Source organism: Mitsuaria sp. GD03876, assembly GCF_029840635.1.
GTDB lineage: Bacteria > Pseudomonadota > Gammaproteobacteria > Burkholderiales > Burkholderiaceae_C > Roseateles.
Window position 1 is genome coordinate 29,248 of record NZ_JAOCCU010000041.1, and the last position, 25,264, is coordinate 54,511.

Sequence of the window (25,264 nt, forward strand, 5' to 3'; positions counted from 1 at the left end):
GCTCCGGAGGTCCATGCCCATGTCCACGACGTTCTTCACCTTCGACCTGCTGCCCGTGGCCGCCGCCGCGGCGGGGCTGCTGGCGCTCTACTACGCGCCGACCGGGTGGCGCCGGTTGCAGCTGTCGCGGGCGAAACACCCGTCGCTGGCGGGCCACTCGCGGATGGCGGTGCGGCTGGCGCGGCTGATGAAGACGCAGCGCTTCGACGACGCCCGCTTCTTCAGCGCCGACGACGCGCCCGAGGCGATCGTCGCGCAGCGGCGCTCGAGCTTCGCCGCGCTGTCGCGCACGCTGAAGTCGCGGCATGCGCGCAGCATCGCCGCGACGCAGGCGATGAAGCCGTCGCTGCCGGACCTGCAGTTCACCAGCAGCTACCGGGTGCCGCCGCCGTTCAGCCCGCTGGTGCAGCGCGAGCTGCCGCTGGGCCCGGTGATGGTGGCCAGCGACGGCCACTGGCTGACCGACGCCGACGGGGAACGCTTCCTCGACCTCGCCGGCTCCTACGGCGTGAACCTGTTCGGCTACGACTTCTACCGCCGCTGCATCGCCGAGGGCGCCCGCCGCGTCGAGGCGCTCGGCCCGGTGCTCGGCGTCTACCACCCGCTGGTCGAGGACAACGTGCGGCGCGTGCTGGCGCATGCGCGGATGGACCAGCTGTCGTTCCACATGTCGGGCACCGAGGCGGTGATGCAGGCGGTGCGCCTGGCCCGGTACCACACCGGCAAGACGCACCTGGTGCGTTTCTGCGGCGCGTACCACGGCTGGTGGGACGAGGCCCAGCCGGGCCCGGGCAACCCGCTGCCGGCCGAGCGCACCTACACGCTGCGCGACATGCACGAACGCAGCCTGCGGGTGCTGCGCACGCGGCGCGACATCGCCTGCGTGCTGGTCAATCCGCTGCAGGCGCTGCATCCGAACAAGCCGGCGCCGGGCGACGGCTCGCTGGTGGACAGCTCGCGCCGCGCGTCCTACGACAAGGCGGCCTACGCCGCCTGGCTGCGCGAGCTGCGCGAGGTCTGCACCGAGCGCGGCATCGCGCTGATCTTCGACGAGGTGTTCATGGGCTTCCGCCTCGGCGCGGGCGGCGCGCAGGCGTATTTCGGCGTGCAGGCGGACCTGGTGACCTACGGCAAGACGCTGGGCGGCGGACTGCCGATCGGCGTGGTGTGCGGCCGCGCGGCGTGGATGAAGCGCTTCCGCGACGAGCGCCCGGCCGACATCTGCTTCGCCCGTGGCACCTTCAACACGCATCCGTACGTGATGGGGTCGATGTCGGTGTTCCTGGACGCGCTCGAGGACCCGGAGCGGCTGCGCCAGCTCGACGAGCAGGACGCGCAGCAGGACGCGCGCCGCGCCCGCTTGAACGCGGCGCTGGAGGCGGACCAGCTGCCGCTGCGCGCGGCCAACATGTCCTCGATCTGGACGCTCTATTACACGGAGCCGTCGCGCTACAACTGGATGCTGCAGTACTTCCTGCGCGAGCAGGGCCTGGCGCTGAGCTGGGTGGGCACGGGCCGGATGATCTTCAGCCTGGACTTCAGCGACGCGGACTTCGACGAGGTGCAGCGCCGCGTCGTCGCCGCGGCTCGCGCGATGCGCGACGGCGGCTGGTGGAGCAGCCCGGCGCTGCCCAGCAACCAGGCGATCAAGCGGCGGGTGCTGATGGAGACGCTGGGGCTCCACGACTGATCGGAGGGTCGGCTGAACGAAAGCTGACGGTTCCCCTCTGAAGCGGGGCGTTCCGACATTCATTGATGAATGTCAGAGCGCCCCGCTGTCTTTGGCGAATCGCGATTCCTAGACTGCTCCGCCTGGCATGCGCTGTCGCGTGTGCCGAAGGAGACGTCGCATGTATTCCGCCTATTCCATCGCCAATGCCTTCATCGAACGCGCCATCGCCGGTCGCATTCAGGATCTGTCGTCGATGAAGCTTCAGAAGCTCCTGTACTTCGCGCAGGCTTGGCATCTGCAGGTCGAAGGGTTCCCATTCTTCGAGGACTGCTTCATCCGGGGCGAGACCGGTCCGATCCTCCCTTCGATCCAGCACCAGCTGAAGGCTTACGGGTCGCGGCCTGTCTTTCAAACCGTGCGCATCCTGTCGGGGAGCGACGACCCGCTGCGGTGGCGAATCCCCACGCTGCCCTCCGACCATGTCCGCTCCTGGAAATGGGTCGATGCGGTGATCCGGCGATTTGGCCACCTGTCGGCCCAGGCACTCTCCGACCTCACGCACCTGCCGGGTTCTGCCTGGTCCCAGGGCGCGCCCGACGGCGGCCCGATCACGCACGAGTCCATCCTCAACGACGCCACGGTGTGAACGATGTCGCAACAAGCCGAATCCAGCCCTGCGCCTGTCGCGACCAGGCATGTTCCCAGCGAGCTGCGCGACTGCGACGCCGCGAATGACCCCGCCAGCCGATCGATCCGAGGGGATGGCGTCCCCGAGCAAGCGGCGGCGGACATGCAGGCGAATCGTCAGTTGCGCCAGCTCTACGCCGCCAAGGCATATGGGCTTGCCGTGGCCTGTCTCGGGATGTGGACGGTCCTGCTGTCCATTCAAGGCGTGACCAAGGCGGCCACTGGCTTGGAAATGTGGTCCGACCACGTCCTCATCGCCGTCACCACCGGCGTCACCGTCAGCGTGCTGGCGGCGTTCCTGGGGGTGATCCGAGGGCTGTTTCCGGGGAAGGACCGGCCGGCGGACGGGCCCGCTCCCGCGCCTCCCTGACCACCTCCTCGATCGCCTGCACGACGACCTCCGGCTTGTCGCGCTGGATGTAGTGCCCGGCGCCCTCCACCGGCTGCAGCGCCTTGCCGCCCACCAGCGGCAGCCAGTTCGGCTCCAGGCCATGCACCATCGTCTCGAACCCGCTCGCCTGCTCCATCGGCGAGTACGAGGTCCGCGTCAGCACCCGCACCGGCACGTCCGGCCGCGGCTTGGGCAGCAGCGCGTCGACGCAGTCCTGCTGCTGCAGGAACTCCGCCTGCATCATCCCGCGGAAGACACGCCGGCTCATGCTGTCCAGCGCGTTGGCCATCAACGGCACCTCGACCTGCATCCGTCTGAGATGCATCGGATGCGTCGCGTCGACGAGCACCAGTCCCGCCACTTCGTCCGGATACAGCCGCGAGAACGCGTACTGGTAGAGCCCGCCGATCGAATGTCCGACCAGCACGTACGGCGGCTTGACGCCCGCGCTCTGCAGCAGCCCGTGCAGTTCGGTCGCGATGCCGCAGGGATTGCGCGGCGTCGGCGGCGTGGCCGTGCTCTCGCCGTAGCCGGGCCGGTCGTAGGCGAAGACGCTGTGCCCGGCGCGCAGCGCCTGCACCACCGGCCCCCACGGATCGCGTCCGTCGCCCAGGCCGGACTGCAAGACCACCGTCGGCTCGCCGTGGCCCACCTTCGTGTAGACGATCGGACCGCCGAGGATCCGTTGATTGCCGGTGTTGGGCAACGGGCTGGCGCAGCCGGCCAGCACCGCGACGGCGACAGCCGCCAGCACCAAAGACATCGGCGCCCTGGGGCGCCGTTCAGCTGCGGACATGCGGGGAACTCCTTTGACCGGGCGGGCCGGCCGGAGCCCCGCGTCTGCGCGCGGTGGGGTCAGGCGGCCTGTTCGCCGTTGCCGGCATTGTGCCCATCGTCGCGGGGCCACAGCGCCGGGTCCAGCCGCTCTCCGCGCAACAGTTGCAACGGCGCCCGGTGGTACAGCTGGATGTCGTGGAACGGGTCGGTGATGATCTTCGTCGCCCACGCCAGGCCGGTGCGCAGGTCGCGGATCACCGCCAGCTGCAGCACGCGGAACACCAGGCCGCCCACGCCGATCCAGAACCACACCAGGCCCAGCTGGTGCAGATACTCCATGAAGCTGGTGGCCGGCTCGAACACGCCGAACAGCCCCGGCTTCAGCCACAGCGCGATCGGCGACGCGGCCCACAGCCCCATCAGGACGATCTTGCGGCGCAGGTTGTAGCCGATCTTGATCTCTTCCTTGTACTCGTGGGTCGCCTGGTTCACGTGGTCGTAGCCCTTGGGCTCGAAGAAGAAGTGCCCCGCCTGGCGGCTGGTCATCGACACGCCCCAGGCCAGCAGCGCGGCCCACGCGGGGTCGACCAGCAGCAGCCCGTAGGCGATCACGAAGCAGCAGGCGCTCAGCAGGTGCAGCGACTGATTGATGCGGCAGTGGTGGTAGTAGCGGTGGTCGTCCCAGCGCTGTTCGTTCAGAAGTGCCAGAAAGTCCTTCATGCGGGCCTCGTGCGTGAATGAGCGGTGGAGCGTGACGCCGATCGATGGCAGTGCCGTGACGGTACGGCGATGCATCGATGACGGACGCGTGGCGACTGTGTCCAAGCGCTGTTTCAGGCGCATGACGGTTCGCACCGTCACAGAACTGTTGCGTTCGGCACCCATCATCCGCGCCATGACGACCCCGCCGATCGAACTCGAAGTCGACGAGCTCCCCACGCGCCAGCGGCATTTCCGCGTCGCGGTGGTGACGGAGACCTATCCGCCCGAGGTCAACGGCGTCGCGCGCAGCATCGCGTGCGTCGTCAAGGGACTGCAGGCCCGGGACCATGCGGTCCAGCTGCTGCGCCCCCGCCAGGCGCCGGCGGGCGCGCCCGTCCCGGCCGACGCGCCGGTCGACGAGGTCCTGATGCGCGGTCTGCCGGTGCCGCGCTATCCCCACCTGCGCATGGGCGTCGTGTCCAAGCGCACGCTGGTCAACCTCTGGGCCAGCAAGCGCCCCGACATCGTCCACATCGCCACCGAAGGGCCGATGGGCTGGTCCGCGCTCCAGGCCGCCCGGCAGCTCAAGCTGCCCGTGGTGTCGGAGTTCCGCACCAACTTCCACGCCTACGCCCAGCATTACGGCATCGGCTGGCTGCGCCGCCCGCTGCTCGCCTACCTGCGCAAGTTCCACAACCGCTGCCACTCGACGATGGTGCCCAACGCGGCCCTCGCCGGCGAACTGATGGCGCAGGGCTTCCGCCACGTCAGCGTCATCGCCCGCGGCGTCGACACCCAACTCTTCCATCCGTCGCATCGCAGCGAGGCGCTGCGCGAGAGCTGGGGCGCCGCGCCCGGCGATCCGGTGCTCGTCCATGTGGGACGGCTCGCGGCGGAGAAGAACCTCCAGTTGCTCGTCGACCTTTGGCCCGCGTTGCGTCAGCGCCATCCGCGCGCCAGGCTCGTGCTCGTCGGCGACGGGCCCGCCCGCGCCGACTTCGAGCAGCAGCTGCCGCCTTCGTCCAACGTCGTCTTCGCCGGGATGCGGCATGGGGAAGATCTCGCGGCGTGCTACGCGAGCGGGGACTTGTTCGTCTTTCCGTCCATCACCGAAACCTACGGGAACGTCACGCCCGAAGCCCTCGCCAGTGGGCTCCCGGTCATGGCCTACCAGTACGCCGCGGCAGCACTGCTCGTACGCGACGGCGTCAATGGCGGGCTCGCGCCGTTCAACGACACCGCCGCCTTCAACGCGCGCACGCTGGCCCTCCTCGACGACCTGCCACGACTGCGCGCCATGAGCCTCGCCGCTCGCGACAGCGCGGAGTCGCTCGATTGGGACGGGATCGTCCAAGGCATCGAACAGGTCTACGCATCCGCCATCGACGGGACGTCGATCGCGCTGCGGGCTGGGTCCCAGCTCTCCAGGATGGAAGCGCGGGCGCTCTGAACCCCTCTCGAGCAACGGACGACGAACACCCGCCCCGGGGGCGGTGACCGCTTTCGGCGCTCAACTCGCTCCGCTCACCTTCGGCTCGCTACCCTCAAACAGAACGCGCCTGGTCAGTCATGGAAGCGGACACCGCCCCCGGGGCGGGTGCCCGTCGTCCGCGATGCACCGAGCCTTCTCTTCGATCAACCGGAGATGCCGCCTTCGGCAGCGCCAGGCACCAGGGTCTCGTGACGCACGCGGCGCCGCACCATCAGGACCAGCACGCACAGGAACACGAACATCCCCAGGCCGCTCATCAACCACACCAAGGGCACGCCCAGGGCCTGCAGCAGCGCGTAGACACCCAGCATCACCAGGATGCTCAGGTTCTCGTTGAAACCCTGCACCGCGATCGAACGACCCGCGCTCAGGATCTGCACACCCCGGTGCTGCAGCAACGCATTCATCGGCACCACCATCGCGCCACCGACCGCGCCCACCAACACCATCGCCGGCAACGCCCAGCCCAGCGACGTCACCCACGGCGTGGCCAGCATCAGCCCACCCAGCATCAGGCCCAGCGGCATCACCTTCAACGAGTGATGCAGCGCGATCCAGCGCCCCGCCAGGCCCGCGCCCGCCACCACGCCAATCGCCACCGTCGCCTGCAGGTAAGCCCCCTGGTTCAACCGCAAACCCAGCACGTCCTGCGCCCACTGCAGCACAGCCAGCTGCAGCGTCGCGCCAGCGCCCCAGAACAAGGTCGTCATCGACAGCGACAAACGGCCACCCAGACGGTCCCGCCACAGCGCGCGATTGGCGATCCGGAAATCGCGCACGATGTCCTTCGCGCGTCGCGGCGGGGTGGGGTAGCGGATACCGCTCTCCGGCACGCGCAGTTGCAGCGCGGCGGCCACGCCGTAGATGCCCAGCAGCGCGCACAGGGACGCGGTCAGCGGCCGGCTCACGCCCAGTTCGCCGATCGCCGCCATCCACCACGGGCTCACCAGCAGGCCGCCGACCAGCGTCCCCAGCAGCACCGAGCACACCACCGACACCTCGATCCAGCCATTGGCCGCGACGAGCTTCGTCGGCGGGACGATCTCGGTGATCAACCCGTACTTCGCCGGCGCGTAGCAGGCCGCGGCCGTGCCGACGATGCCGAACGCGAGCAGCGGATCCAGCCCCAGCGCCATCGCGCCGACACCGACCGCCTTGAGCCCATTCATGCAAGTCATCAACGCGACCTTCGGCCATGCGTCGGCGATCAGTCCGACCACCGGCGCCAGGCCGACGTAGGCCAGCGTGAAGCACAGCTTGAGCAGCGGCGCCCACCAGGCGGGCTGCCCCATCTCGCGCAGCAGTGCGATGCCGACGATCAGGAGCGCGTTGTCGGCCAGCGCGGAGAAGAACTGCGCGGCGATGAGGGTGTGGAAGCGCGGCGGCATGAAGTCGGACAGTGCGCCGCGCAGTATGCGAAGGAGCCGTGACCGCGTGTTGACAACGAATTGACACGCCGTCCACGCGCACCCATCCGGTCCCCCCTCCACGATCAGCGACAATCCCGCCGCTATGTTTGCCCTGTTCGAAGACGCCGGAAAATTCCTCGCCGGCCGCATCCTGTCCGAAGCCGAATCCTCGATGCAGATCGAGCTCGATTCGGGCAAGCGCGTCAAAGTGAAATCCGCCCATGTCCTGATCAAGTTCGACAAGCCCTCACCGGCCGAACTCGTCGCGGACGGCCAGCGGCTGGCCCAGGAGATCGACCTCGACCTGGCCTGGGAGTTCGCCCCCGAAGGCGAGTTCGGCTTCGGCGACCTGGCCCGCGACTACTTCGACGAGAAAGCCACGCTCGGCCAGCAGGCCGGCGCGCTGTTCCGGCTCTTCGAGGCGCCGCACTACTTCCGCCGCATGGGCAAGGGCCTGTTCAAGAAGGCGCCCGCCGACGTCGTCAAGGCCGCGCTGCTCGGCATCGAGCGCAAGAAGCAGATCGCCGCGCAGATCGAGCAATGGGCCGACGAGCTCGCCCAGGGCCGCTGCCCCGCCCCGATCGCCGACCAGATCTACAAGATCCTGTTCCGCCCCGACAAGAACGGCGCCGAGTACAAGGCCGTCGTCGAGGCCGCCAAGCGCAGCCAGAAGGCGCCGCTGGACTTGCTCAAGGACGCCGGCGCGATCGCCAGCCCCTACCAGTTCCACTGGAAGCGCTTCCTCTTCGAGCACTTCCCCAAGGGCACGAACTTCCCGCCGCTGTCCGCGCCCGAGATCAAGGACGAGCTGCCGCTGGCCGCCGTGCGCGCCTTCTCGATCGACGACTCCGCCACCACCGAGATCGACGACGCGCTGTCCGTCCAGGGCCTGGGCTCCGGCACCGTGGTCTTCGGCGTGCACATCGCCGCGCCGGGCCTGGCCATCCAGCCGGACTCCCCGGTCGACAAGGTCGCCCGCGACCGCTTCTCCACCGTCTACATGCCGGGCTGGAAGCTGACGATGCTGCCCGACGACGTCGTCCAGGCCTACACGCTGATCGAGGGCCGCGACTGCCCCGCCGTCAGCATCTACCTGACGATGGACGAGGCGACGCTGGAGATCACCGCCCGCGAGACGAAGCTCGAGCGCGTGCCGATCGCCGCCAACCTGCGCCACGACAAGCTCGACCACGTCATCACCGACGCGACGCTGACCGGCGCCGCCCCGGCCGACTACGACTTCGCGCCGGAACTGGCCTTCGCCTACCGCCTGGCCAAGGACCTGAAGGCCAAGCGCGAGGTCGTGCGCGGCAAGCCCGAGACCTTCAACCGGCCCGACTACAACTTCCGCCTCGTCGGCAACGACGGCGTCGAGCCGGGCGGCACCGAGCAGGTCGCGATCACCGTGCGCCAGCGCGGCGCGGCGCTCGACCTGATCGTGGCCGAGGCCATGATCCTGGCCAACTCGAGCTGGGGCGCGATCCTGGCCGACTGCGGCGTGCCCGGCATCTACCGCAGCCAGGCCAGCCTGGCGCCCGGCATCAAGGTGCGCATGGGCACCAAGCCGGCGCCGCACGCCGGCATGGGCGTCGCGCAGTACACCTGGGCGACCTCGCCGCTGCGCCGCTACGTCGACCTGGTGAACCAGTGGCAGATCATCGCGTGCGCCCGCCACGGCCGCACCGCCGCGCTGGTCGCGCCGTTCAAGCCCAAGGACGCGCAGCTGTTCTCGATCATCTCGGGCTTCGACGCCGCCTACAGCGCCTACAACGGCTTCCAGTCCGGCATCGAGCGCTACTGGACGCTGCGCTACCTGCAGCAGCAGGGCATCACCGAGCTGACCGCCGCCGTGCTCAAGGACGGCCTGGTCCGCGCCGACGAGCTGCCGCTGGTGTTCCGCGCGCTCGGCTGCGACGGCCTGCCGCGCAACACGCATGTGAAGGTCCGCATCACCGGGCTCGACGAACTGACGCTGGACGTGCACGCCAGCCTGGTCGAGCGCCTGGACGCCGACGCGGCCCCCGCCGCCGACGAGTCCGAGGAGGACGAGGAGGACGAGGAACCCGCCGGCGTGCTGACGCTGGCGATCGACGTCAACGACGAGGGCGCCGACGGCGGCGAGTCTCCGAAGGACGGCGCCGCGTCGCCCGCGCCCGCCGCGTCCTGACGCCGTGTCCAAGATGCCCAAGCTCAGTCTCCTGCAATACGCGCTGATCGTCTCGGCCGGGGTGCACCTGGGCCTGGGGACGCTGAAGTTCGTCGCGCCCGACCAGTTCGACCGCCTGTTCCAGGACACGCCGCTCGAGGTCGTGCTGGTCAACGCCCGCGGCCAGGAAGCGCCGGCGAAGGCACAGGCGCTCGCGCAGGCCAACCTGGCCGGCGGGGGCGAGATGGCCGCCGACATGCGCGCCACCTCGCCGCTGCCGCCGTCGCCCAAGATGGAGACCGGCGACAGCACCGAGGTCCAGCACAGCCAGATCCAGCAGCTGCAGGTGGCGCAGGAACAGCTGCTGACGCAGGTGCGGCGCGAGCTGGCCCTGCTCCCCGCGCCCGACCCGCTGCGCGACAAGGGCACGCCCGAGGCGCGCGAGCAGGCCGAGCGCCGCCGCCAGCTGGTGCAACTGCTGGCCGAGATCGAGAAGCGCGTCAACGACGAGAACTCGCGGCCGAAGAAGCGCTACGTCAGCCCGGCCACGCGTGAGGTCGTCTACGCCCAGTACTACGACCAGTTGCGCCGCCGCATCGAGACGCGCGGCACCCGCGACTTCCCGACCTACCAGGGCCGCAAGCTCTACGGCGAGCTGACGATGAACATCCACGTCGACTACCGCGGCCGCGTCGTCGAGACCGACATCGTGCAGAGCTCCGGCAACTCGGTGCTGGACCGCCGCGCGGTCGCGATCGTCCGCGCCAGCGCGCCGTTCGGCAGCTTCACGACGCAGATGCGCCAGGGCGCCGAACTGCTGGTGATCACCTCGCGCTTCCGTTTCACCCGCGACGAGAACCTCGAGACGACACTCAGCGCGCAGCCGTCCTGACGCGCGGGCTGCCCGCGCCCGTCTCCCTCTCTATATAGATATAGACAGCCGCATGAGCGCCCTGCCCCCCGTCTCCCCGTCCCCCTCCGCCGCCGTCGATCGCTACGCGGTCGCCGGCAACCCGGTCGCGCACAGCCGTTCGCCGGAAATCCACGCCGCGTTCGCCGCGCAGACCGGCCAGTCGCTGGTCTATGAACGGCTGCTGTGCCCGCTGGATGGGTTCGAGGCGGCGATCCGCGCCTTCGTCGCCTCGGGCGCCCGCGGCTGCAACGTGACGGTGCCGTTCAAGTTCGACGCCTTCCGGCTCGCCGCCCGCCGCACGCCGCGCGCCCAGCTCGCCGGCGCGGTCAACACGCTGCGCTTCGACGACGAGTCCGCCGGCGGCTGGCTCGGCGACAACACCGACGGCGCCGGCCTCGTCGCCGACATCGAGCGCAATGCCGCCCGCCCGCTGCGCGGCCAGCGCGTGCTGCTGATCGGCGCCGGCGGCGCGTCGGCCGGCGTGCTCGGCAGCCTGATCGTCGGCCGGCCGGCGGAGATCCGCATCGTCAACCGCAGCGCCGACAAGGCGCTGGCCCTCGCCGACAGCCACCGCGCCTGGGCCGACGAGCACGGCGTGCGCCTGAGCGCCGGCGGCCTCGACGACGCAGCGCCCGACGGGCGTCACGACCTGCTGATCAACGGCACCAGCGCCTCGCTCAGCGGCGCGGGCCTGCCGCTGCCGGATCCGGACGCGGCGGTGCTCGCGCGCGGCGGCCTGGCGGTCGACATGATGTACGGCCCGTCCGCGGCGCCGTTCCTGACCTGGGCCGCCGACCAGGCCGGCCCCGGCGGCGCGACCCGGGACGGCCTGGGCATGCTGGTCGAGCAGGCCGCCGAGGCCTTCCACCTCTGGCGCGGCGTGCGTCCGGACAGCGCGACGGTGCTGGCGGACCTGCGCCGCCGGCTGGCCGCCGCCTGAGGAGCCGGCATGAAGCAGTTCTGGCGTTTCGTCGGCATGCTCGTGGTCAGCGTGGTGTGCCTGCAGCTGTTCTTCGCGGCGCGCATCGCGCTGATGGCGGTGGTGTCGCCGCAGTCCACGACCTTCCAGCGCTCCGAGGCGCTGCGCCTGCTGCGCGAGAAGCACGAGATCCTGTGGGCGCAGCAATGGGTCGACGACGCGCAGATCAGCCGCAACCTCAAGCGCGCGGTGATCGCCAGCGAGGACGCCGGCTTCAACGAGCACGGCGGCGTCGACTGGGACGCGCTCGAGAAGGCCTGGGACAAGAACCAGCGCGCGCAGGAACAGGCCGACAAACGCGCCGCCCGGCTCGTCAAGGCCAATTCGACGAAGGCGCCGCCGGTGCCCAAGGTCATCGGCGGCTCGACGATCACCCAGCAGCTGGCCAAGAACCTGTTCCTGAATTCGGAGCGCACCTTGTTCCGCAAGGGCCAGGAATTCCTGCTGACGCTGACGCTGGAAGCGCTGCTCAGCAAGCAGCGCATCCTGGAGATCTACCTGAACAACGTCGAGTGGGGCGAAGGCGTGTTCGGGGCACAGGCGGCGGCGCGTCACTATTACCGCGTCGACGCCGCCCGGCTCGGCCCGAACCAAGCCGCCCGGCTGGCGGTGATGCTGCCGGCGCCGAAGCGGTTCGAGAAACGCCCAGGTTCGCCCTATGTGATCGGGCGGGCTGGCACCATCGAAGCCCGGATGAACGCGGTCGAGGTACCCTGAGCGCTTGCGCCGGACCTCCGGCCGAGCGACGAGACCGCCATGACACCCGAACTGACGACCGAGATCGCCGCCGCCGCCGCCCGGCTGGTGGTGGAAGAAGGCCTGGACTACGGCCCGGCCAAGTCCCGCGCGCTGAAGGTGCTGGGCCTGCCGCCCCGCACCGCGCTGCCCTCCAACGACGAACTCGAGGACCAGGTCCGCGAGTACCTCGACATCTTCTGCGCCGACACCCAGCCGGCCGAACTGCAGGCGCTGCGCGACGTCGCCGCCGTCTGGATGGAGCGCCTGGCCGAGTTCCGGCCGCATTTGAGCGGCGCGGTCTGGCGCGGCACCGCGACCCGGCTGTCCAACATCCACCTGCAGCTGTACTGCGATGACAGCAAATCGGCGGAGATCGCGCTGCTGAACCAGGGCATCGACTTCGACGTCGGCCAGTCGCGCAATGCCCGCGGCGACCTGGTGGACCAGCTGATCATGGACGTCCCCTGCCGCGCGCTGAATGAACGGGTCACGCTGGCGCTGACCATCCTGGACCATGACGACCTGCGCGGCGCGCTCAAGCCCGACGCCCGCGGCCGGACCGATCGCGGCGACCTGGCCGCGCTGCGGCAATTGATGACGACGAAGGACGATTGATGCAACGACGCGCTGTGCTGGGATTGGGAGCCGCCGGGCTGGTGGCGGCGGGTGGCGGCGCCTACCTCGCCCTTCGCCATGAGCGCCAGGCGGCCCAGGCCGGCGGTCCGGCGTCCGGCCCGCTGTCGGCGGAAGCCGCGGCCTTCTGGAACGCCAGCTTCGACACCCTGGACCAGCAGACCTACCAGCCGGCCGCGCATCTGCGCGGCAAGCCGCTGCTGCTGAACTTCTGGGCCACCTGGTGCGCGCCTTGCGTCAAGGAACTGCCGGAGATCAATCAGTTCCACGACGAGTTCGCCGCGCAAGGCTGGCAGGTGCTCGGCCTGGCGGTCGACGCGCCGACGCCGGTGCGCGGTTTCCTGGAAAAGCTTCCGCTGAAGTTCCCGGTGGCGCTCGCCGGCCTCACCGGCACCGACCTGTCCAAGACGCTGGGCAACGCCAAGGGCGGACTGCCCTTTACCGTGGCCTTCGGTCCTCAAGGCGAACCGATCTGGCGGAAGTTGGGCGCCACGCATCTGGAAGAACTGCGCGAGATGGCGCGCTCCCTGAAGGCCTGACTCCGGGTCAACCCCTAGAAGGAGGGGCCCTCGGCCATAGCGGGCGCCCTGGGGCCGGTCAAGCCATTTATTTTTGGGATGCTGCCGGGATCTGGGCTCAAAAGGCGTAAAGTCCACCCTTTTACGCTTCTAGTGTCTTCGCTCTAATTGGCGGGACCGGTCGCTGAATGCAAGTCCTGGTACTACACGGCCCCAACCTCAATCTGCTCGGCACCCGCGAGCCCGGGGTCTACGGCGCGGCCACATTGGCGCAGATCGATGCAGATCTTCGCCAGATCGCGCAGGATGCCGGCGTAGCTCTGGAGAGCTACCAGAGCAACCACGAAGGGGCCCTGGTGGACCGCATTCAGGCGGCGGGCGCCGATGGCACCCGCTTCATCCTCATCAATCCGGCGGCCTACACCCACACCAGCGTCGCGATCCGCGATGCGCTGGCGGCGGTGGCGCTGCCGTTTGTCGAGGTGCACCTGTCCAACATCCACAAGCGCGAACCGTTCCGGCATCACAGCTACCTGTCGGCGATCGCGCAAGGCGTGATCTGCGGCCTCGGGCCCGCCGGCTACCGGCTGGCGCTGCAGTTCGCGATCGAGCAATTGAGCCGCCCGGCCTCGCCCCCCTGAGCGCCGCGGTCCGTCGATGCCGTCGCGGACCGGAAGACATCACCGAAGACCACAACCGATCCCCGTTGGAGAGTTCATATGGATTTGCGCAAGCTCAAGACCCTGATCGACCTCGTGTCCGAGTCAAACATCTCTGAACTTGAAATCACCGAAGCCGACGGCAAGGTGCGCATCGTCAAGTCCGATGGCCAGCCCGTCGTGGCCGCCATGCCCATGATGCAGGCGCCGCAGATGGTCGCCGCGCCGCAGGCGGCCCAGGCCGTCCCGGCCGCCGCCCCGGTCGCCGCGGCGCCCGCGCCGGCCGCCGAGACCGGCCACGCCGTCAAGTCGCCGATGGTCGGCACCTTCTATCGCGCCTCCAGCCCGAACGCCAAGCCGTTCGCCGAGGTCGGCCAGCAGGTCAAGGAAGGCGACGCCATCTGCATCATCGAGGCGATGAAGATCATGAACGAGATCGAAGCCGACAAGACCGGCACGATCACGAAGATCCTGATCGAGAACGGCCAACCGGTGGAGTTCGGCCAGGCGCTGATCATCATCGAGTAAGGCAGCCGAGATGTTCAAGAAGATCCTGATCGCGAATCGCGGCGAGATCGCCCTTCGCATCCAGCGCGCGTGCCGCGAGCTGGGCGTGAAGTCGGTCGTCGTGTATTCGGAAGCGGACCGCGACGCGAAGTACGTGAAGCTGGCCGACGAGGCCGTCTGCATCGGCCCCGCCCCGTCCGCGCAGAGCTACCTGTCGATGCCGGCCATCATCGCGACGGCCGAGGTCACCGACGCCGAGGCGATCCACCCCGGCTACGGCTTCCTGTCGGAGAACGCCGACTTCGCCGAGCGCGTCGAGCGCAGCGGCTTCACCTTCATCGGCCCGACCCCGGAGAACATCCGGACGATGGGTGACAAGGTCTCGGCCAAGCAGGCCATGATCAAGGCCGGCGTGCCCTGCGTGCCGGGCTCCGAGGGCGCCCTGCCGGACGACCCCAAGGAGATCGTCCGCGTCGCCCGCGCGGTCGGCTATCCGGTGATCATCAAGGCCGCCGGCGGCGGCGGCGGCCGCGGCATGCGGGTCGTGCACACCGAGGCCGCGCTGGTCAACGCGGTGCAGATGACCAAGGCCGAAGCGGCCGCGGCCTTCGGCAACCCGCAGGTCTACATGGAGAAGTTCCTGGAGCATCCACGCCACGTGGAGATCCAGGTGCTGGCCGACGGCCACAAGAACGCCGTCTGGCTGGGCGAGCGCGACTGCTCGATGCAGCGTCGCCACCAGAAGATCATCGAGGAAGCGCCGGCGCCGGGCATCCCGCGCCGCCTGATCGAGCGCGTCGGCGACCGCTGCGCCGCCGCCTGCAAGAAGATGGGCTACCGCGGCGCGGGCACCTTCGAGTTCCTGTACGAGAACGGCGAGTTCTACTTCATCGAGATGAACACCCGCGTGCAGGTGGAACATCCGGTGACGGAGCTGGTGACCGGCATCGACATCGTGCAGATGCAGATCCGCATCGCCGCCGGCGAGAAGCTGCCCTTCACCCAGCGCAACATCACGATGCGCGGCCACTCGATCGAGTGCCGCATCAATGCCGAGGACCCGGTGAAGTTCATCCCGTCCCCCGGCCGCATCACGATGTGGCACCCGCCGGGCGGCCCCGGCGTGCGCGTGGACTCGCATGCGTACACCAACTACTTCGTGCCGCCGAACTACGACTCGATGATCGGCAAGATCATCGTGCACGGCGACACCCGCGAGCAGGCGCTGGCCCGCATGCGCATCGCGCTGTCGGAGACCGTCGTCGAAGGCATCCAGACCAACATCCCGCTGCACCGCGAGCTGATGGCCGACGCCAAGTTCATCGAGGGCGGCACCGACATCCACTACCTCGAGCAGTGGATGGCGGCGCACAAGCGCTGAACCCGCGCGCCCTCCCCGCACGTCGCTGAGCGACAATGCGCAGGCCCTCAGGCGCGGACGCGAGTCCGCCTTGGGGGCTTGTCCTTTTCCGATCCCCGAAGTCCACCGAAGTCCCGGAGCCGCCATGAGCGAAGACCACGCCCTCGACCCCCTGCTGCATGAGCTCGTGCTGATCTGCCGCGAGGAAGATGTCGAGACGGTCAGCGACGCGCTGATGGAGATCGACGCGCTGGCCGTGTCGGTCGAGGACGCCGACGCCGACACGCCCGCCGAGCGCGCGCTGTTCGGCGAACCCGGCATGCCCGCGCCGCGCGCGGGCTGGGAGCGCTCGGTGGTGAAGGCGCTGTTCGCGGCCGAAGCCGAGGCGACCGAGGCGGCGACGCTGATCCTGGCGCAGGACTGGGCCACCGACGTCCACGTGCAGTCGATCCAGACCGTCGCGCAGCAGGATTGGGTCCGGCTGACGCAGTCGCAGTTCGCGCCGGTCGAGATCACGCCGGAGTTCTGGATCGTGCCGTCGTGGCACGAGGCGCCGGCGCAGGCCAAGCAGGTGATGCGGCTGGACCCGGGCCTGGCCTTCGGCACCGGCACGCACCCGACGACGCGCATGTGCCTGCGCTGGATCGCGCGCCACGGCGCGGAGGCCGCCGGCTGGGACCGCGTGCTCGACTACGGCTGCGGGTCGGGGATCCTCGCGATCGCCGCCGGCCTGTTCGGCGGCAGGAACATCGACGCGGTCGACATCGACCCGGCCGCGCTGATCGCCTCGACGCACAACGCCAAGGACAACGGCGTGACGCTGAACGCCGCGCTGCCGGACGCGGCCTCGGGCGAGTACCCGCTGGTGCTGGCCAACATCCTGGCCACGCCGCTGAAGCTGCTGGCGCCGCTGCTGTGCAACCACCTGCGCCCCGGCGCCCACCTGGTGCTGGCCGGCATCCTCGAACGCCAGGCCGACGAGCTGAAGGCGGCCTATGCGCCGTACGTCGCGCTCGACGTCGCGGACAGCGAGGACGGCTGGATCCTCATGACCGCGCGGCGCACCGCCTGAGCCGTCCCGGACCACCCGCCGCCCGACCGGCCCGACGCCCGCCGACCCCGATGAACAGCCGCTTGCGCGCCATCGCCGCCCTGGTGACCGAGTGTCACCCCGGGTCGGTTCGCGGCAAGGACTGACCCTGCTTCGTGGCATCATCCCGCCCATGAATCTCGCGACCCGCTGCACGACCTGCGGCACCATCTTCCGGGTGGTGCAGGACCAGCTGCGCGTCTCCGAAGGCTGGGTCCGCTGCGGCCGCTGCGCCGAGGTGTTCGACGCCCGCGAGCAGCTGTTCGACCTCGAACGCGACAGCCCGCCGCCCTGGCCGCCGATCGGCGCGCCGGCCGAGCCCGCGCCGGTCGAGCGCCGTCAGGCGCCGCCGCCGCCGCCCGCTCCGGTGCCGGCCCCGCCCTATCAGCCGTATCACGGCGAATTCCAGCCGAGCCAGCCCGCTCCGCTGCCGCCCCCGATGCCGCCGGCGCCGATGACGATGCCGCCGCAGGCACCGGCCTTCACGCCCGAGCCGCCGCCCACGCATCGCGACAGCGGCTGGATCGCCGCCGACGACAACGCGCTGAATCCGTTCGCGCCGCCTCGGCGCGTGCCCGACGACGAGCTCCCGATCGACGAGCCCGTGCCCGCGCGCTTCCAAGGCTCCAGCTTCGCCGAGTCGTCGCTCGAGGATCGCCGCGAGCCTTTCCTCGAGCAGCCGCCCGAACCCGACGCCCGCGCGCACCTGCCCGAACCCAAGGGCATGCGCTTCGAGGAAGACGAGCTGCCGCCGCCGATGATCGACGACGACGAGCGGCCCGACGTGACGCTCGCGCTGAGCCCGGCCACCGCGGCGCAACTGCGCGCGAACGAGCCGTCGATGGACCCGGCGCTCGAGCCGACCTCCTCGATGATGCCGGCCGACGAGGACACGATCGCCGAGGCCCGCCGCGCCGCCAAGGCCGCGAAGCCGAAGCGCTCGTGGAACCCGTTCCGGCGCAAGCCCCGCGAGCGGGCGCCCGAGGCGAGCCCCGAGACGACGATGACGGTGCTCGCCGCAGAGTCCGAGTTGATGGCCCTGCGCGCCGCCGCCGAAGCGGCCTCCGCGCCCGGCGCGCCCAGCGTGCTGCCGGACCAGTTGCCCAGCTTCATGCGCCAGGCCGAATCGGCGCGCCGCTGGAACCGCCCCGGCGTGCGCCTGGCACTGGGCAGCGCGACCACGCTGCTCGCGCTCGGCCTGATGGGCCAGCTGCTGTGGCATGCGCGCGAGGCCATCGCCGCGCAGTACCCGGCGACGAAGCCGATGCTCGCGTCGGTCGCGCAGGCGATGGGCCAGGAGCTCAAGCCCTGGCAGCACATCGAGGCGCTCAGCGTCGAGAGCAGCAGCCTCAATCCGGCCGGCGCCGCCAACCACTACCGCTTCAGCATCAGCCTGCGCAACCGCAGCAACTGGGACGTCGCGCAGCCGTGGGTGGACCTCAGCCTGACGGACGCGAGCGGGACGCTCGTCGTGCGCCGGATGCTGTCGCCGGCGGAGATGCAGGCGGACCGCGCCGCGCTGCCGGCCGGCGCCGACCAGCAGCTGCAGCTGGTCTTCGACAGTGGCGCGCTGAAGATCAGCGGCTACTCGGTCGAACTCTTCTATCCCTGATCGCCCCGGAAGCCCTGGAGGCTCCGGAAAAGAAAAAACCCGGCCGGAGCCGGGTTTGTGAGGGCTTCGATGTACCGGGCCCGAAGGCCCGGTCATCGTTCAAGCTCAGGGCTTGTTGCCGGTCGGGAAGGGCCACGCGGCTTGCGGGCTCAGCGCGGTCTTCGCGGCAGGCGCCGGAGCAGCGGCCGGTTTGGCGGCAGGGGCAGCGGCAGGCTTGGCAGCAGCCTTCTTCGGAGCGGCAGCCTTCTTGGCGGCCGGCTTCGCAGCAGGCTTGGCGGCCGGCTTGGCAGCGGCCTTCTTCGGGGCAGCGGCCTTCTTGGCCGGCGCAGCCTTCTTCGCGGCGGGCTTCGCAGCCTTGGCAGCGGTGGCCTTGATCGGCGGCTTCTTGGCGACAGCAGCCTTCTTGGCGGCCGGAGCCTTCTTCGCGGCGACCTTCTTGGCCGGAGCAGCCTTCTTGGCGGCAGCGACCTTCTTCGCCGGAGCAGCCTTCTTCGCGGCCACGGTCTTCTTGGCCGGAGCGGCCTTCTTCGCCGGCGCAGCCTTCTTGGCGGCAGCGGCCTTCTTCGCCGGCGCAGCCTTCTTCGCCGGGGCGGCCTTCTTCGCCGGAGCGGCCTTCTTCGCGGCCGGCGCCTTCTTGGCCGGAGCGGCCTTCTTCGCGGCCGGAGCCTTCTTCGCAGCGGCCTTCTTGGCCGGAGCCGCCTTCTTGGCCGGAGCGGCCTTCTTCGCAGTTGCCATTTCAGTTCTCCTTGATCAAGTGGAAATAGCCCTGCCCGTCATCAACCGGTTGATGCCGGTGCAGGTATTCACCACCCACGACGCGCGGGAGTTGCGCTCCGCGGTGCGGTGAATCGGGTTGCGGTGCGTCTCCGCCGCTTCTATGTCGGTCGGTCGGCGCATCGCCAAGCTTGATCTCTTCTTCAACAAACAATGCTCGAGGGTCGCTCCGCCTCGGACTTCATCAGTCCCAGGACAGGGCGCCGCCCGATTGGTATTCGATCACTCGCGTCTCGAAGAAGTTGCGTTCCTTCTTCAGGTCGATCATTTCGCTCATCCACGGGAACGGGTTTTCCTCGTTCGGGAAGAGCGCCTCGAGGCCGATCTGCGTCGCGCGCCGGTTGGCGATGTAGCGCAGGTAGCCCTTGAACATGGCCGCGTTCAGACCCAGCACGCCGCGCGGCATGGTGTCCTCGGCGTAGCGGTACTCGAGCTCCACGGCCTTCTGGAACAGCGCCTTGATTTCCGCGCGGAACTCCGGCGTCCACAGGTGCGGGTTCTCGAGCTTGATCTGGTTGATCAGGTCGATGCCGAAATTGCAGTGCATCGACTCGTCGCGCAGGATGTACTGGTACTGCTCCGCGGCGCCGGTCATCTTGTTCTGGCGGCCCAGCGCCAGGATCTGCGTGAAGCCGACGTAGAAGAACAGGCCTTCCATCAGGCACGCGAAGACGATCAGCGACTTCAGCAGCGTCTGGTCGTTCTCCGGCGTGCCGGTGACGAAGTTCGGATCCATGATCGCGTCGATGAACGGGATCAGGAATTCGTCCTTGTCGCGGATCGACTTCACCTCGTGATAGGCGTTGAAGATCTCGCTCTCGTCCAGGCCCAGCGACTCGACGATGTACTGGTACGCGTGCGTGTGGATCGCTTCCTCGAAGGCCTGGCGCAGCAGAAACTGGCGGGCTTCGGGCGCCGTGATGTGGCGGTAGGTGCCCAGCACGATGTTGTTGGCGGCCAGCGAATCGGCGGTGACGAAGAAGCCGAGGTTGCGCTTGATGACGCGGCGCTCGTCCTCGGTCAGACCGTTCGGGTCCTTCCACAGCGCGATGTCGCGGGACATGTTCACTTCCTGCGGCATCCAGTGATTCGCGCAGGTGGCGAGGTACTTCTCCCACGCCCACTTGTACTTGAACGGGACCAGCTGGTTGACGTCGGTCTGGCCGTTGATGATGCGCTTGTCGGCGACGTTGACGCGGCGCTCGGCGGCATCGGCGATCGACGGCGAAGAAGAGGACACCGCGCCGGCCGCGGAGGCGGCGGCATCACGCGCGACGGGCTGCGTCGCTGCGTGGATCGATGCGCCCGACTGCGGCGCGTTGCTCGAAGGCTTACGGTCTTCTTCCCAAACCAGCATGGTGGTCTTCCTATGGTCGCGGATTATCGGAGTGTTGTGTTCAAACACAAAGGACTTCTTGACTTTGACGCCGCTTCGCTGTTGCTGGTCCGCATCGCATTCGACGCGTGGGACCGTGTGCTGCGCGCCTCTCGATGAGCGCGGCGGGGCGTCGGATCAAGCGTTCATCGATCGCTTGCAAGCGTTGCGGAAAAATCCGCCGATCGCCGCAAACATCGATGAACACTCGCATCGCGAGCGTCGGTGGTGTCGGCGCATGACGCCGACACCACCTGTTTCGATTACTGGCAGGCCTCGCAACCGGGGTCGTCGATCGCGCAGAACGCGACGTCGGTCGCCGGCGTCGCGTCGCCGAGTTCCGGCGCCGCCGATGCCGCGATCGGAGCGACCGCGATCGGCGCCGAAGCGACCGGCGCGGCGCTCAGGCCACCGCCGCCGCTGCTCACCGCGTTGAGCTGGCCGGCGTTCTGCACGGTGCTCTTCTCGGCATGCGTCGCGCCCATCGTGCGGAGGTAGTAGGTGGTCTTCAGACCGCGCTGCCACGCCAGCTTGTAGGTGTCGTCCAGGCGCTTGCCCGACGCGCCGGCCATGTAGATGTTCAGGCTCTGCGCCTGGTCGATCCACTTCTGGCGGCGCGCGGCGGCCTCCACCAGCCACACGGTGTCGACTTCGAAGGCGGTCGCGTACAGCTGCTTCAGGTCCTCGGGCACGCGGTCGATGCGGCGCAGCGAACCGTCGAAGTGCTTGAGGTCCATGACCATCACGTCGTCCCACAGGCCCAGCTTCTTCAGGTCGCGGACCAGGTGCTCGTTGACCACGGTGAACTCGCCCGACAGGTTGGACTTCACCGACAGGTTGCCGAAGCAGGGCTCGATCGACGCGTCCACGCCGATGATGTTGGAGATCGTCGCCGTCGGCGCGATCGCCACGCAATTGCTGTTGCGCATGCCGTCACGGGCGATCTTGGCGCGCAGCGCGTCCCAGTCCAGCGACGACGAGCGGTCCACCTCGACGTAGCCGCCGCGGGCCTCGGCCAGCAGGTCCAGCGAGTCCATCGGCAGGATGCCGCGGTCCCACAGCGAGCCGCGATAGCTGCTGTAGCGGCCGCGCTCGGCGGACAGCTCGGTCGACGCCCAGTAGGCGTGGTAGCAGACGGCTTCCATCGAGCGGTCCGCGAACTCCACCGCGGCGTCCGAGGCGTACGGCACGCGCAGCTGGTACAGCGCGTCCTGGAAGCCCATGATGCCCAGGCCCACCGGACGGTGGCGCAGGTTCGAGTCGCGCGCCTTCTTGACCGCGTAGTAGTTGATGTCGATGACGTTGTCGAGCATGCGCATCGCCGTCGACACCGTCTTCTTCAGCTTCTCCTGGTCGATCTTGCCGTCCTTCAGATGCTGGGCCAGGTTGACCGAGCCCAGGTTGCAGACGGCGATCTCGTTGTCGTTGGTGTTGAGCGTGATCTCGGTGCACAGGTTGGACGAGTGCACGACACCGACGTGCTGCTGCGGGCTGCGCACGTTGCAGGCGTCCTTGAACGTGATCCAGGGATGGCCCGTCTCGAACAGCATCGTCAGCATCTTGCGCCACAGGTCGCGGGCCGGCATGCGCTTGTAGAGCTTGAGTTCGCCGCGGTCGACCTTGGCCTCGTAGGCGGTGTAGGCGACCTCGAAGGCCTTGCCGAACAGGTCGTGCAGGTCCGGGCAGGTCGACGGGCTGAACAGCGTCCAGTCGCCGCCCTCGATGACGCGCTTCATGAACAGGTCGGGAATCCAGTTCGCCGTGTTCATGTCGTGCGTGCGGCGGCGGTCGTCGCCGGTGTTCTTGCGCAGCTCGAGGAATTCCTCGATGTCCAGGTGCCACGTCTCCAGGTAGGCGCAGACCGCGCCCTTGCGCTTGCCGCCCTGGTTCACCGCGACGGCCGTGTCGTTGACCACCTTCAGGAAGGGGACCACGCCCTGCGACTTGCCGTTCGTGCCCTTGATGTGCGAGCCCAGCGCGCGCACCGGCGTCCAGTCGTTGCCCAGGCCGCCGGCGAACTTCGACAGCAGCGCGTTTTCCTTCAGCGCTTCATAGATGCCGTCCAGGTCGTCGGCCACCGTCGTCAGGTAGCAGCTCGACAGCTGCGAGCGGCGCGTGCCGGAGTTGAACAGCGTCGGCGTGGAGCTCATGAAGTCGAAGGTCGACAGGACTTCGTAGAACTCGATGGCGCGCGCCTCGCGGTCGATCTCGCCCAGCGCCAGGCCCATGGCCACGCGCATGAAGAAGGCCTGCGGCATCTCGATGCGGGTGCCGTCGACGTGCAGGAAGTAGCGGTCGAACAGCGTCTGCAGGCCCAGGTAGTCGAACTGCAGGTCGCGTTCGGCCTTCAGCGCCGCGCCCAGGCGGGCCAGGTCGTACTGCTGCAGCTTCTCGTCGAGCAGCTCGGCCTGCACGCCCTTCTTGATGAAGCCGGGGAAGTAGTCGGCGTACTGCGTGGCCATCTCGGCCTGCGTGTACTCGGCGCCCAGGATCTCCTTGCGGATCGTGTGCATCAGCAGCCGGGCGGTCGCGCGGGTGTAGCCCGGGTCCTTCTCGATCAGCGTGCGCGCGGCCAGGATCGCGGCCTTGTAGACCTCGTCCATCGGGACGCCGTCGTACAGGTTGCGCTTGGTCTCGGCCAGGATCGGCTCGGGCTTGACGTCGGCGCCCAGGTTCTCGCAGCTCGACGAGATCAGCGCGGCCAGCTTGTTCAGGTCGAGCGGGACCCGCACGCCGTTCTCGGTCACCGAGATGCCGGACTCCAGCACGGCGGCCTGCTGCTGCTCGCCCTGGCGCGCGCGCTCCTGCGAGCGGCGCTCGCGGTACAGCACGTAGGCGCGCGCCACTTCATGGTGGCCGCCGCGCATCAGCGCCAGCTCGACGTGGTCCTGCACGTCCTCGATGTGGAAGGTGCCGCCGGCCGGACGCGAGCGCAGCAGGCCGCGCGTCACGGCGTCGGTCAGCGCGTCGACGGTCTCGCGCACGGACGCGGAGGCAGCGCCGCTGGTGCCATGCACCGCCAGGAACGCCTTCATCATCGCCACGGCCACCTTGCTCGGCTCGAAGTGCACCACCGCGCCGTTGCGGCGGATGATCTGGTGCTGCGGGAAGCTGGCCTGAGCGGCGGCGGCGGACTCGCGCGGAGCCTGCGCCAGGCCCGTTTCAGCGGTCGTTGTGGCGACTGTCTGCATGGGATCCTCGTCTGTTCTGGTGTCGAAAAACAAAAAAGCTGCGCCCGGCCCGGCTTTTCCGAAGGGCCAAACGATCAGGGGGTCAGGTGGTGCTCGCGATGCTGAAGATGCGCCTTGGCTTGGTGATTCCGCTCCTCCGGCTGGGGGGCCGGCACCGCGGACAAGACTTCTGAAGGAGCATTCATCGCCGTGTTTGCGAAGTCAGCAGGATAGCATGCAAAACACTATATCTAGTGGTCGCGGCACCTTCAAGGAACTACCGCTAGTGGCGTCACCGCTTGACGCCCGCCACGCGCTGGGCTAGCCCGGAGACCCGGCGCCGCACGATGCCGATGGATTGGCGCATCGCATCGCGAGCGCGAGCATCGGCGCGGGTTCCCGGCGGGTTTGCGCCGCAATCGCCGATGGTTGCTGCGCTCGCGGCGATGGCGGTTCGATGACAGTCCGGCGCCCTGTCCCGGACGGCTAGGACAACTACCGCCTAGGACCTTCCCGTAGTCGCCACCGGCGGTGGGGTCATGGTCGCAATGCGCGCGGCGCGTGCGCTTCGCGGGCGGCCGGCAGGCGACCGGGATGAGGCCGTCAGGCCTCGTCGCCGCCGATCGAGATCTCGAGCCGGGCCATCCGGTAGCGCATCTGGCGCAGCGACAGGCCCAGGCTCGCGCCGGCGGCGGTGCGGTTGTTGCGGTGCTGCTCCAGCGCCCGCAGCAGGATCTGCTTCTCGACCTCGTCCAGGTAGACGGCCAGGTCCGGCGGCAGCGGCGCGTCGCCGCGCGCCTCGGCCGGCAGCGCCGCGCCCAGCGCCGGGTCCAGCGCGCCATAGGCGGCCTCCCCCGGCGCGTCGTCCGGGCCCAGCACGCTGTCGGGCAGGCCCAGGTCGGCCAGGTCGATGCCGTCGCCGCTGGACAGCGCCAGCGCGCGGTGCAGCAGGTTCTCCAGCTCGCGCACGTTGCCCGGGAAGCTGTAGCGGGCCAGCGTGGCCAGCGCCGCCGGCGTCAGCACCGGGACCGGCGCCACGCCGGCGTCGGCGGCGATGCGCTGCAGGATGCGCGCGCTGATCGGCGCCAGGTCCTCCATGCGCTCGCGCAGCGGCGGCACGCGGATCTGGATCACGTTGAGCCGGTAATACAAGTCCTGCCGGAAGCGCCCGCCCGCCACCTCGGCGGCGAGGTCCTTGTGCGTGGCGCTCAGCAGCCGGACGTTGACCGGCATTTCCGCCACCGCGCCGACCGGCCGCACCGAGCGCTCCTGCAGCGCGCGCAGCAGCTTGGACTGCATCGCCAGCGGCAGGTCGCCGATCTCGTCCAGGAACAGCGTGCCGCCCTGCGCGGCCTGGAAGAAGCCCTCGCGGTCCTCGGTCGCGCCGGTGAAGGCGCCCTTGCGGTAGCCGAAGAACTCGGCCTCGAGCAGCTGTTCCGGGATCGCGCCGCAGTTGACGGCGATGAAGGGCTGCGGACGGCGCGCGCTGACGTCGTGGATCGCGCGGGCGACCAGCTCCTTGCCGGTGCCGGACTCGCCGTTGAGCAGCACCGGCGCCATGCTGCGCGCGACCTTCTCGATCAGCTCGCGCACCTGGCGCATCGGCGCCGAGTCGCCGACCAGCCGGTCCAGCGCCGAGCTCGATCCGGTCAGCGGCGGC

Annotated in this window: 23 protein-coding genes; 15 read left to right on the plus strand and 8 right to left on the minus strand. The window is 69.3% G+C overall.

Translation table 11 applies throughout. The features are described from left to right. Nucleotides 1-19 precede the first annotated feature (19 nt). The 3 genes from N5D62_RS21895 (at nucleotide 20) to N5D62_RS21905 (ending at nucleotide 2,729) form a co-directional block, all read left to right on the plus strand. On the plus strand, nucleotides 20-1,690 hold the full coding sequence (locus tag N5D62_RS21895) for an aminotransferase class III-fold pyridoxal phosphate-dependent enzyme (protein WP_279760014.1): 1,671 nt from the start codon (nucleotides 20-22) through the stop codon (nucleotides 1,688-1,690). Between the two features lie 160 nt (nucleotides 1,691-1,850). Continuing rightward, nucleotides 1,851-2,318, plus strand: coding sequence for a Panacea domain-containing protein (locus tag N5D62_RS21900; RefSeq protein ID WP_279760015.1), 468 nt, complete (start codon nucleotides 1,851-1,853; stop codon nucleotides 2,316-2,318). A 3-nt stretch (nucleotides 2,319-2,321) separates the two neighbouring features. Beyond that, complete coding sequence (locus N5D62_RS21905; protein WP_279760016.1) at nucleotides 2,322-2,729, plus strand: hypothetical protein; 408 nt, start codon at nucleotides 2,322-2,324, stop codon at nucleotides 2,727-2,729. Here the strand turns inward: N5D62_RS21905 and N5D62_RS21910 are convergent. Together N5D62_RS21910 and N5D62_RS21915 are read right to left on the minus strand one after the other, a co-directional pair. Then, nucleotides 2,638-3,546 carry an alpha/beta hydrolase gene (locus tag N5D62_RS21910; RefSeq protein ID WP_279760017.1) on the minus strand — a complete coding sequence of 303 codons (909 nt, stop codon included), beginning with the start codon at nucleotides 3,544-3,546 and terminating at the stop codon, nucleotides 2,638-2,640. The genes N5D62_RS21905 and N5D62_RS21910 overlap by 92 nt on opposite strands. Before the next feature lie 59 nt (nucleotides 3,547-3,605). Beyond that, nucleotides 3,606-4,247 carry a hypothetical protein gene (locus N5D62_RS21915; protein WP_279760018.1) on the minus strand — a complete coding sequence of 214 codons (642 nt, stop codon included), beginning with the start codon at nucleotides 4,245-4,247 and terminating at the stop codon, nucleotides 3,606-3,608. Between the two features lie 31 nt (nucleotides 4,248-4,278). On the opposite strand from N5D62_RS21915, the gene N5D62_RS21920 reads away from it, so the two are divergent. After that, complete coding sequence (locus N5D62_RS21920; RefSeq protein ID WP_279760019.1) at nucleotides 4,279-5,679, plus strand: glycosyltransferase family 1 protein; 1,401 nt, start codon at nucleotides 4,279-4,281, stop codon at nucleotides 5,677-5,679. Nucleotides 5,680-5,864: 185 nt separating this feature from the next. Here N5D62_RS21920 and lplT read toward each other — a convergent pair whose 3' ends face one another. Then, nucleotides 5,865-7,109: a lysophospholipid transporter LplT gene (gene lplT, locus N5D62_RS21925; protein WP_279760020.1), complete on the minus strand. Its 1,245-nt coding sequence runs from the start codon at nucleotides 7,107-7,109 to the stop codon at nucleotides 5,865-5,867. A 124-nt stretch (nucleotides 7,110-7,233) separates the two neighbouring features. On the opposite strand from lplT, the gene N5D62_RS21930 reads away from it, so the two are divergent. The 11 genes from N5D62_RS21930 to N5D62_RS21980 all read left to right on the plus strand — a co-directional run bounded on the left by N5D62_RS21930 (nucleotide 7,234) and on the right by N5D62_RS21980 (nucleotide 18,285). Continuing rightward, a complete protein-coding gene (locus N5D62_RS21930) occupies nucleotides 7,234-9,297 on the plus strand; it encodes an RNB domain-containing ribonuclease (protein ID WP_279760021.1) in 2,064 nt (687 codons plus the stop codon). A 13-nt stretch (nucleotides 9,298-9,310) separates the two neighbouring features. After that, on the plus strand, nucleotides 9,311-10,168 hold the full coding sequence (locus N5D62_RS21935) for a TonB family protein (RefSeq protein WP_279760035.1): 858 nt from the start codon (nucleotides 9,311-9,313) through the stop codon (nucleotides 10,166-10,168). A gap of 52 nt (nucleotides 10,169-10,220) precedes the next feature. Beyond that, complete coding sequence (aroE, locus tag N5D62_RS21940) at nucleotides 10,221-11,129, plus strand: shikimate dehydrogenase (RefSeq protein WP_279760022.1); 909 nt, start codon at nucleotides 10,221-10,223, stop codon at nucleotides 11,127-11,129. A gap of 9 nt (nucleotides 11,130-11,138) precedes the next feature. Further along, nucleotides 11,139-11,885 (plus strand): transglycosylase domain-containing protein, encoded by a 747-nt coding sequence (locus tag N5D62_RS21945; RefSeq protein WP_279760023.1) that lies wholly within the window; start codon nucleotides 11,139-11,141, stop codon nucleotides 11,883-11,885. Nucleotides 11,886-11,924: 39 nt separating this feature from the next. Beyond that, a complete protein-coding gene (locus N5D62_RS21950) occupies nucleotides 11,925-12,521 on the plus strand; it encodes a hypothetical protein (RefSeq protein WP_279760024.1) in 597 nt (198 codons plus the stop codon). Then, nucleotides 12,521-13,078, plus strand: coding sequence for a TlpA disulfide reductase family protein (locus N5D62_RS21955; protein ID WP_279760025.1), 558 nt, complete (start codon nucleotides 12,521-12,523; stop codon nucleotides 13,076-13,078). Before N5D62_RS21950 ends, N5D62_RS21955 begins: the two co-directional genes overlap by 1 nt. A gap of 167 nt (nucleotides 13,079-13,245) precedes the next feature. Beyond that, nucleotides 13,246-13,698, plus strand: a complete 453-nt coding sequence (aroQ, locus tag N5D62_RS21960) for a type II 3-dehydroquinate dehydratase (RefSeq protein WP_279760026.1) — start codon at nucleotides 13,246-13,248, stop codon at nucleotides 13,696-13,698. A gap of 78 nt (nucleotides 13,699-13,776) precedes the next feature. Next, nucleotides 13,777-14,244, plus strand: a complete 468-nt coding sequence (gene accB / locus N5D62_RS21965; protein WP_279760027.1) for an acetyl-CoA carboxylase biotin carboxyl carrier protein — start codon at nucleotides 13,777-13,779, stop codon at nucleotides 14,242-14,244. 10 nt (nucleotides 14,245-14,254) lie between these two features. Continuing rightward, on the plus strand, nucleotides 14,255-15,604 hold the full coding sequence (gene accC / locus N5D62_RS21970) for an acetyl-CoA carboxylase biotin carboxylase subunit (protein WP_279760028.1): 1,350 nt from the start codon (nucleotides 14,255-14,257) through the stop codon (nucleotides 15,602-15,604). 154 nt (nucleotides 15,605-15,758) lie between these two features. Then, nucleotides 15,759-16,655 (plus strand): 50S ribosomal protein L11 methyltransferase, encoded by an 897-nt coding sequence (gene prmA / locus N5D62_RS21975; protein WP_279760036.1) that lies wholly within the window; start codon nucleotides 15,759-15,761, stop codon nucleotides 16,653-16,655. A 151-nt stretch (nucleotides 16,656-16,806) separates the two neighbouring features. Continuing rightward, a complete protein-coding gene (locus tag N5D62_RS21980; protein ID WP_279760029.1) occupies nucleotides 16,807-18,285 on the plus strand; it encodes a zinc-ribbon and DUF3426 domain-containing protein in 1,479 nt (492 codons plus the stop codon). A gap of 105 nt (nucleotides 18,286-18,390) precedes the next feature. Here N5D62_RS21980 and N5D62_RS21985 read toward each other — a convergent pair whose 3' ends face one another. The 5 genes from N5D62_RS21985 to N5D62_RS22005 form a co-directional block, all read right to left on the minus strand. Then, nucleotides 18,391-19,020: a histone gene (locus tag N5D62_RS21985; protein WP_279760030.1), complete on the minus strand. Its 630-nt coding sequence runs from the start codon at nucleotides 19,018-19,020 to the stop codon at nucleotides 18,391-18,393. A gap of 15 nt (nucleotides 19,021-19,035) precedes the next feature. Further along, nucleotides 19,036-19,182, minus strand: a complete 147-nt coding sequence (locus N5D62_RS21990) for a hypothetical protein (protein ID WP_279760031.1) — start codon at nucleotides 19,180-19,182, stop codon at nucleotides 19,036-19,038. 61 nt (nucleotides 19,183-19,243) lie between these two features. Beyond that, a complete protein-coding gene (locus N5D62_RS21995) occupies nucleotides 19,244-20,416 on the minus strand; it encodes a ribonucleotide-diphosphate reductase subunit beta (protein WP_279760032.1) in 1,173 nt (390 codons plus the stop codon). 281 nt (nucleotides 20,417-20,697) lie between these two features. Beyond that, on the minus strand, nucleotides 20,698-23,625 hold the full coding sequence (locus tag N5D62_RS22000; protein WP_279760033.1) for a ribonucleoside-diphosphate reductase subunit alpha: 2,928 nt from the start codon (nucleotides 23,623-23,625) through the stop codon (nucleotides 20,698-20,700). A 582-nt stretch (nucleotides 23,626-24,207) separates the two neighbouring features. Then, the coding region (locus N5D62_RS22005; protein WP_279760034.1) for a sigma-54 dependent transcriptional regulator at nucleotides 24,208-25,264 on the minus strand (1,057 nt) is incomplete at its 5' end.

Coding starts and splice junctions, on each gene's coding strand:
- N5D62_RS21935 (WP_279760035.1), top strand. CDS start 9,311: ATGCCCAAGCTCAGTCTCCTGCAATACGCGCTGATCGTCTCGGCCGGG.
- N5D62_RS21985 (WP_279760030.1), bottom strand. CDS start 19,020: ATGGCAACTGCGAAGAAGGCCGCTCCGGCCAAGAAGGCGGCTCCGGCC.
- N5D62_RS21895 (WP_279760014.1), top strand. CDS start 20: ATGTCCACGACGTTCTTCACCTTCGACCTGCTGCCCGTGGCCGCCGCC.
- N5D62_RS21995 (WP_279760032.1), bottom strand. CDS start 20,416: ATGCTGGTTTGGGAAGAAGACCGTAAGCCTTCGAGCAACGCGCCGCAG.
- accC (WP_279760028.1), top strand. CDS start 14,255: ATGTTCAAGAAGATCCTGATCGCGAATCGCGGCGAGATCGCCCTTCGC.
- N5D62_RS21900 (WP_279760015.1), top strand. CDS start 1,851: ATGTATTCCGCCTATTCCATCGCCAATGCCTTCATCGAACGCGCCATC.
- N5D62_RS21945 (WP_279760023.1), top strand. CDS start 11,139: ATGAAGCAGTTCTGGCGTTTCGTCGGCATGCTCGTGGTCAGCGTGGTG.
- N5D62_RS21955 (WP_279760025.1), top strand. CDS start 12,521: ATGCAACGACGCGCTGTGCTGGGATTGGGAGCCGCCGGGCTGGTGGCG.
- accB (WP_279760027.1), top strand. CDS start 13,777: ATGGATTTGCGCAAGCTCAAGACCCTGATCGACCTCGTGTCCGAGTCA.
- N5D62_RS21980 (WP_279760029.1), top strand. CDS start 16,807: ATGAATCTCGCGACCCGCTGCACGACCTGCGGCACCATCTTCCGGGTG.
- N5D62_RS21910 (WP_279760017.1), bottom strand. CDS start 3,546: ATGTCCGCAGCTGAACGGCGCCCCAGGGCGCCGATGTCTTTGGTGCTG.
- lplT (WP_279760020.1), bottom strand. CDS start 7,109: ATGCCGCCGCGCTTCCACACCCTCATCGCCGCGCAGTTCTTCTCCGCG.
- N5D62_RS21915 (WP_279760018.1), bottom strand. CDS start 4,247: ATGAAGGACTTTCTGGCACTTCTGAACGAACAGCGCTGGGACGACCAC.
- aroQ (WP_279760026.1), top strand. CDS start 13,246: ATGCAAGTCCTGGTACTACACGGCCCCAACCTCAATCTGCTCGGCACC.
- N5D62_RS21905 (WP_279760016.1), top strand. CDS start 2,322: ATGTCGCAACAAGCCGAATCCAGCCCTGCGCCTGTCGCGACCAGGCAT.
- N5D62_RS21930 (WP_279760021.1), top strand. CDS start 7,234: ATGTTTGCCCTGTTCGAAGACGCCGGAAAATTCCTCGCCGGCCGCATC.
- aroE (WP_279760022.1), top strand. CDS start 10,221: ATGAGCGCCCTGCCCCCCGTCTCCCCGTCCCCCTCCGCCGCCGTCGAT.
- N5D62_RS21990 (WP_279760031.1), bottom strand. CDS start 19,182: ATGCGCCGACCGACCGACATAGAAGCGGCGGAGACGCACCGCAACCCG.
- N5D62_RS21950 (WP_279760024.1), top strand. CDS start 11,925: ATGACACCCGAACTGACGACCGAGATCGCCGCCGCCGCCGCCCGGCTG.
- N5D62_RS22000 (WP_279760033.1), bottom strand. CDS start 23,625: ATGCAGACAGTCGCCACAACGACCGCTGAAACGGGCCTGGCGCAGGCT.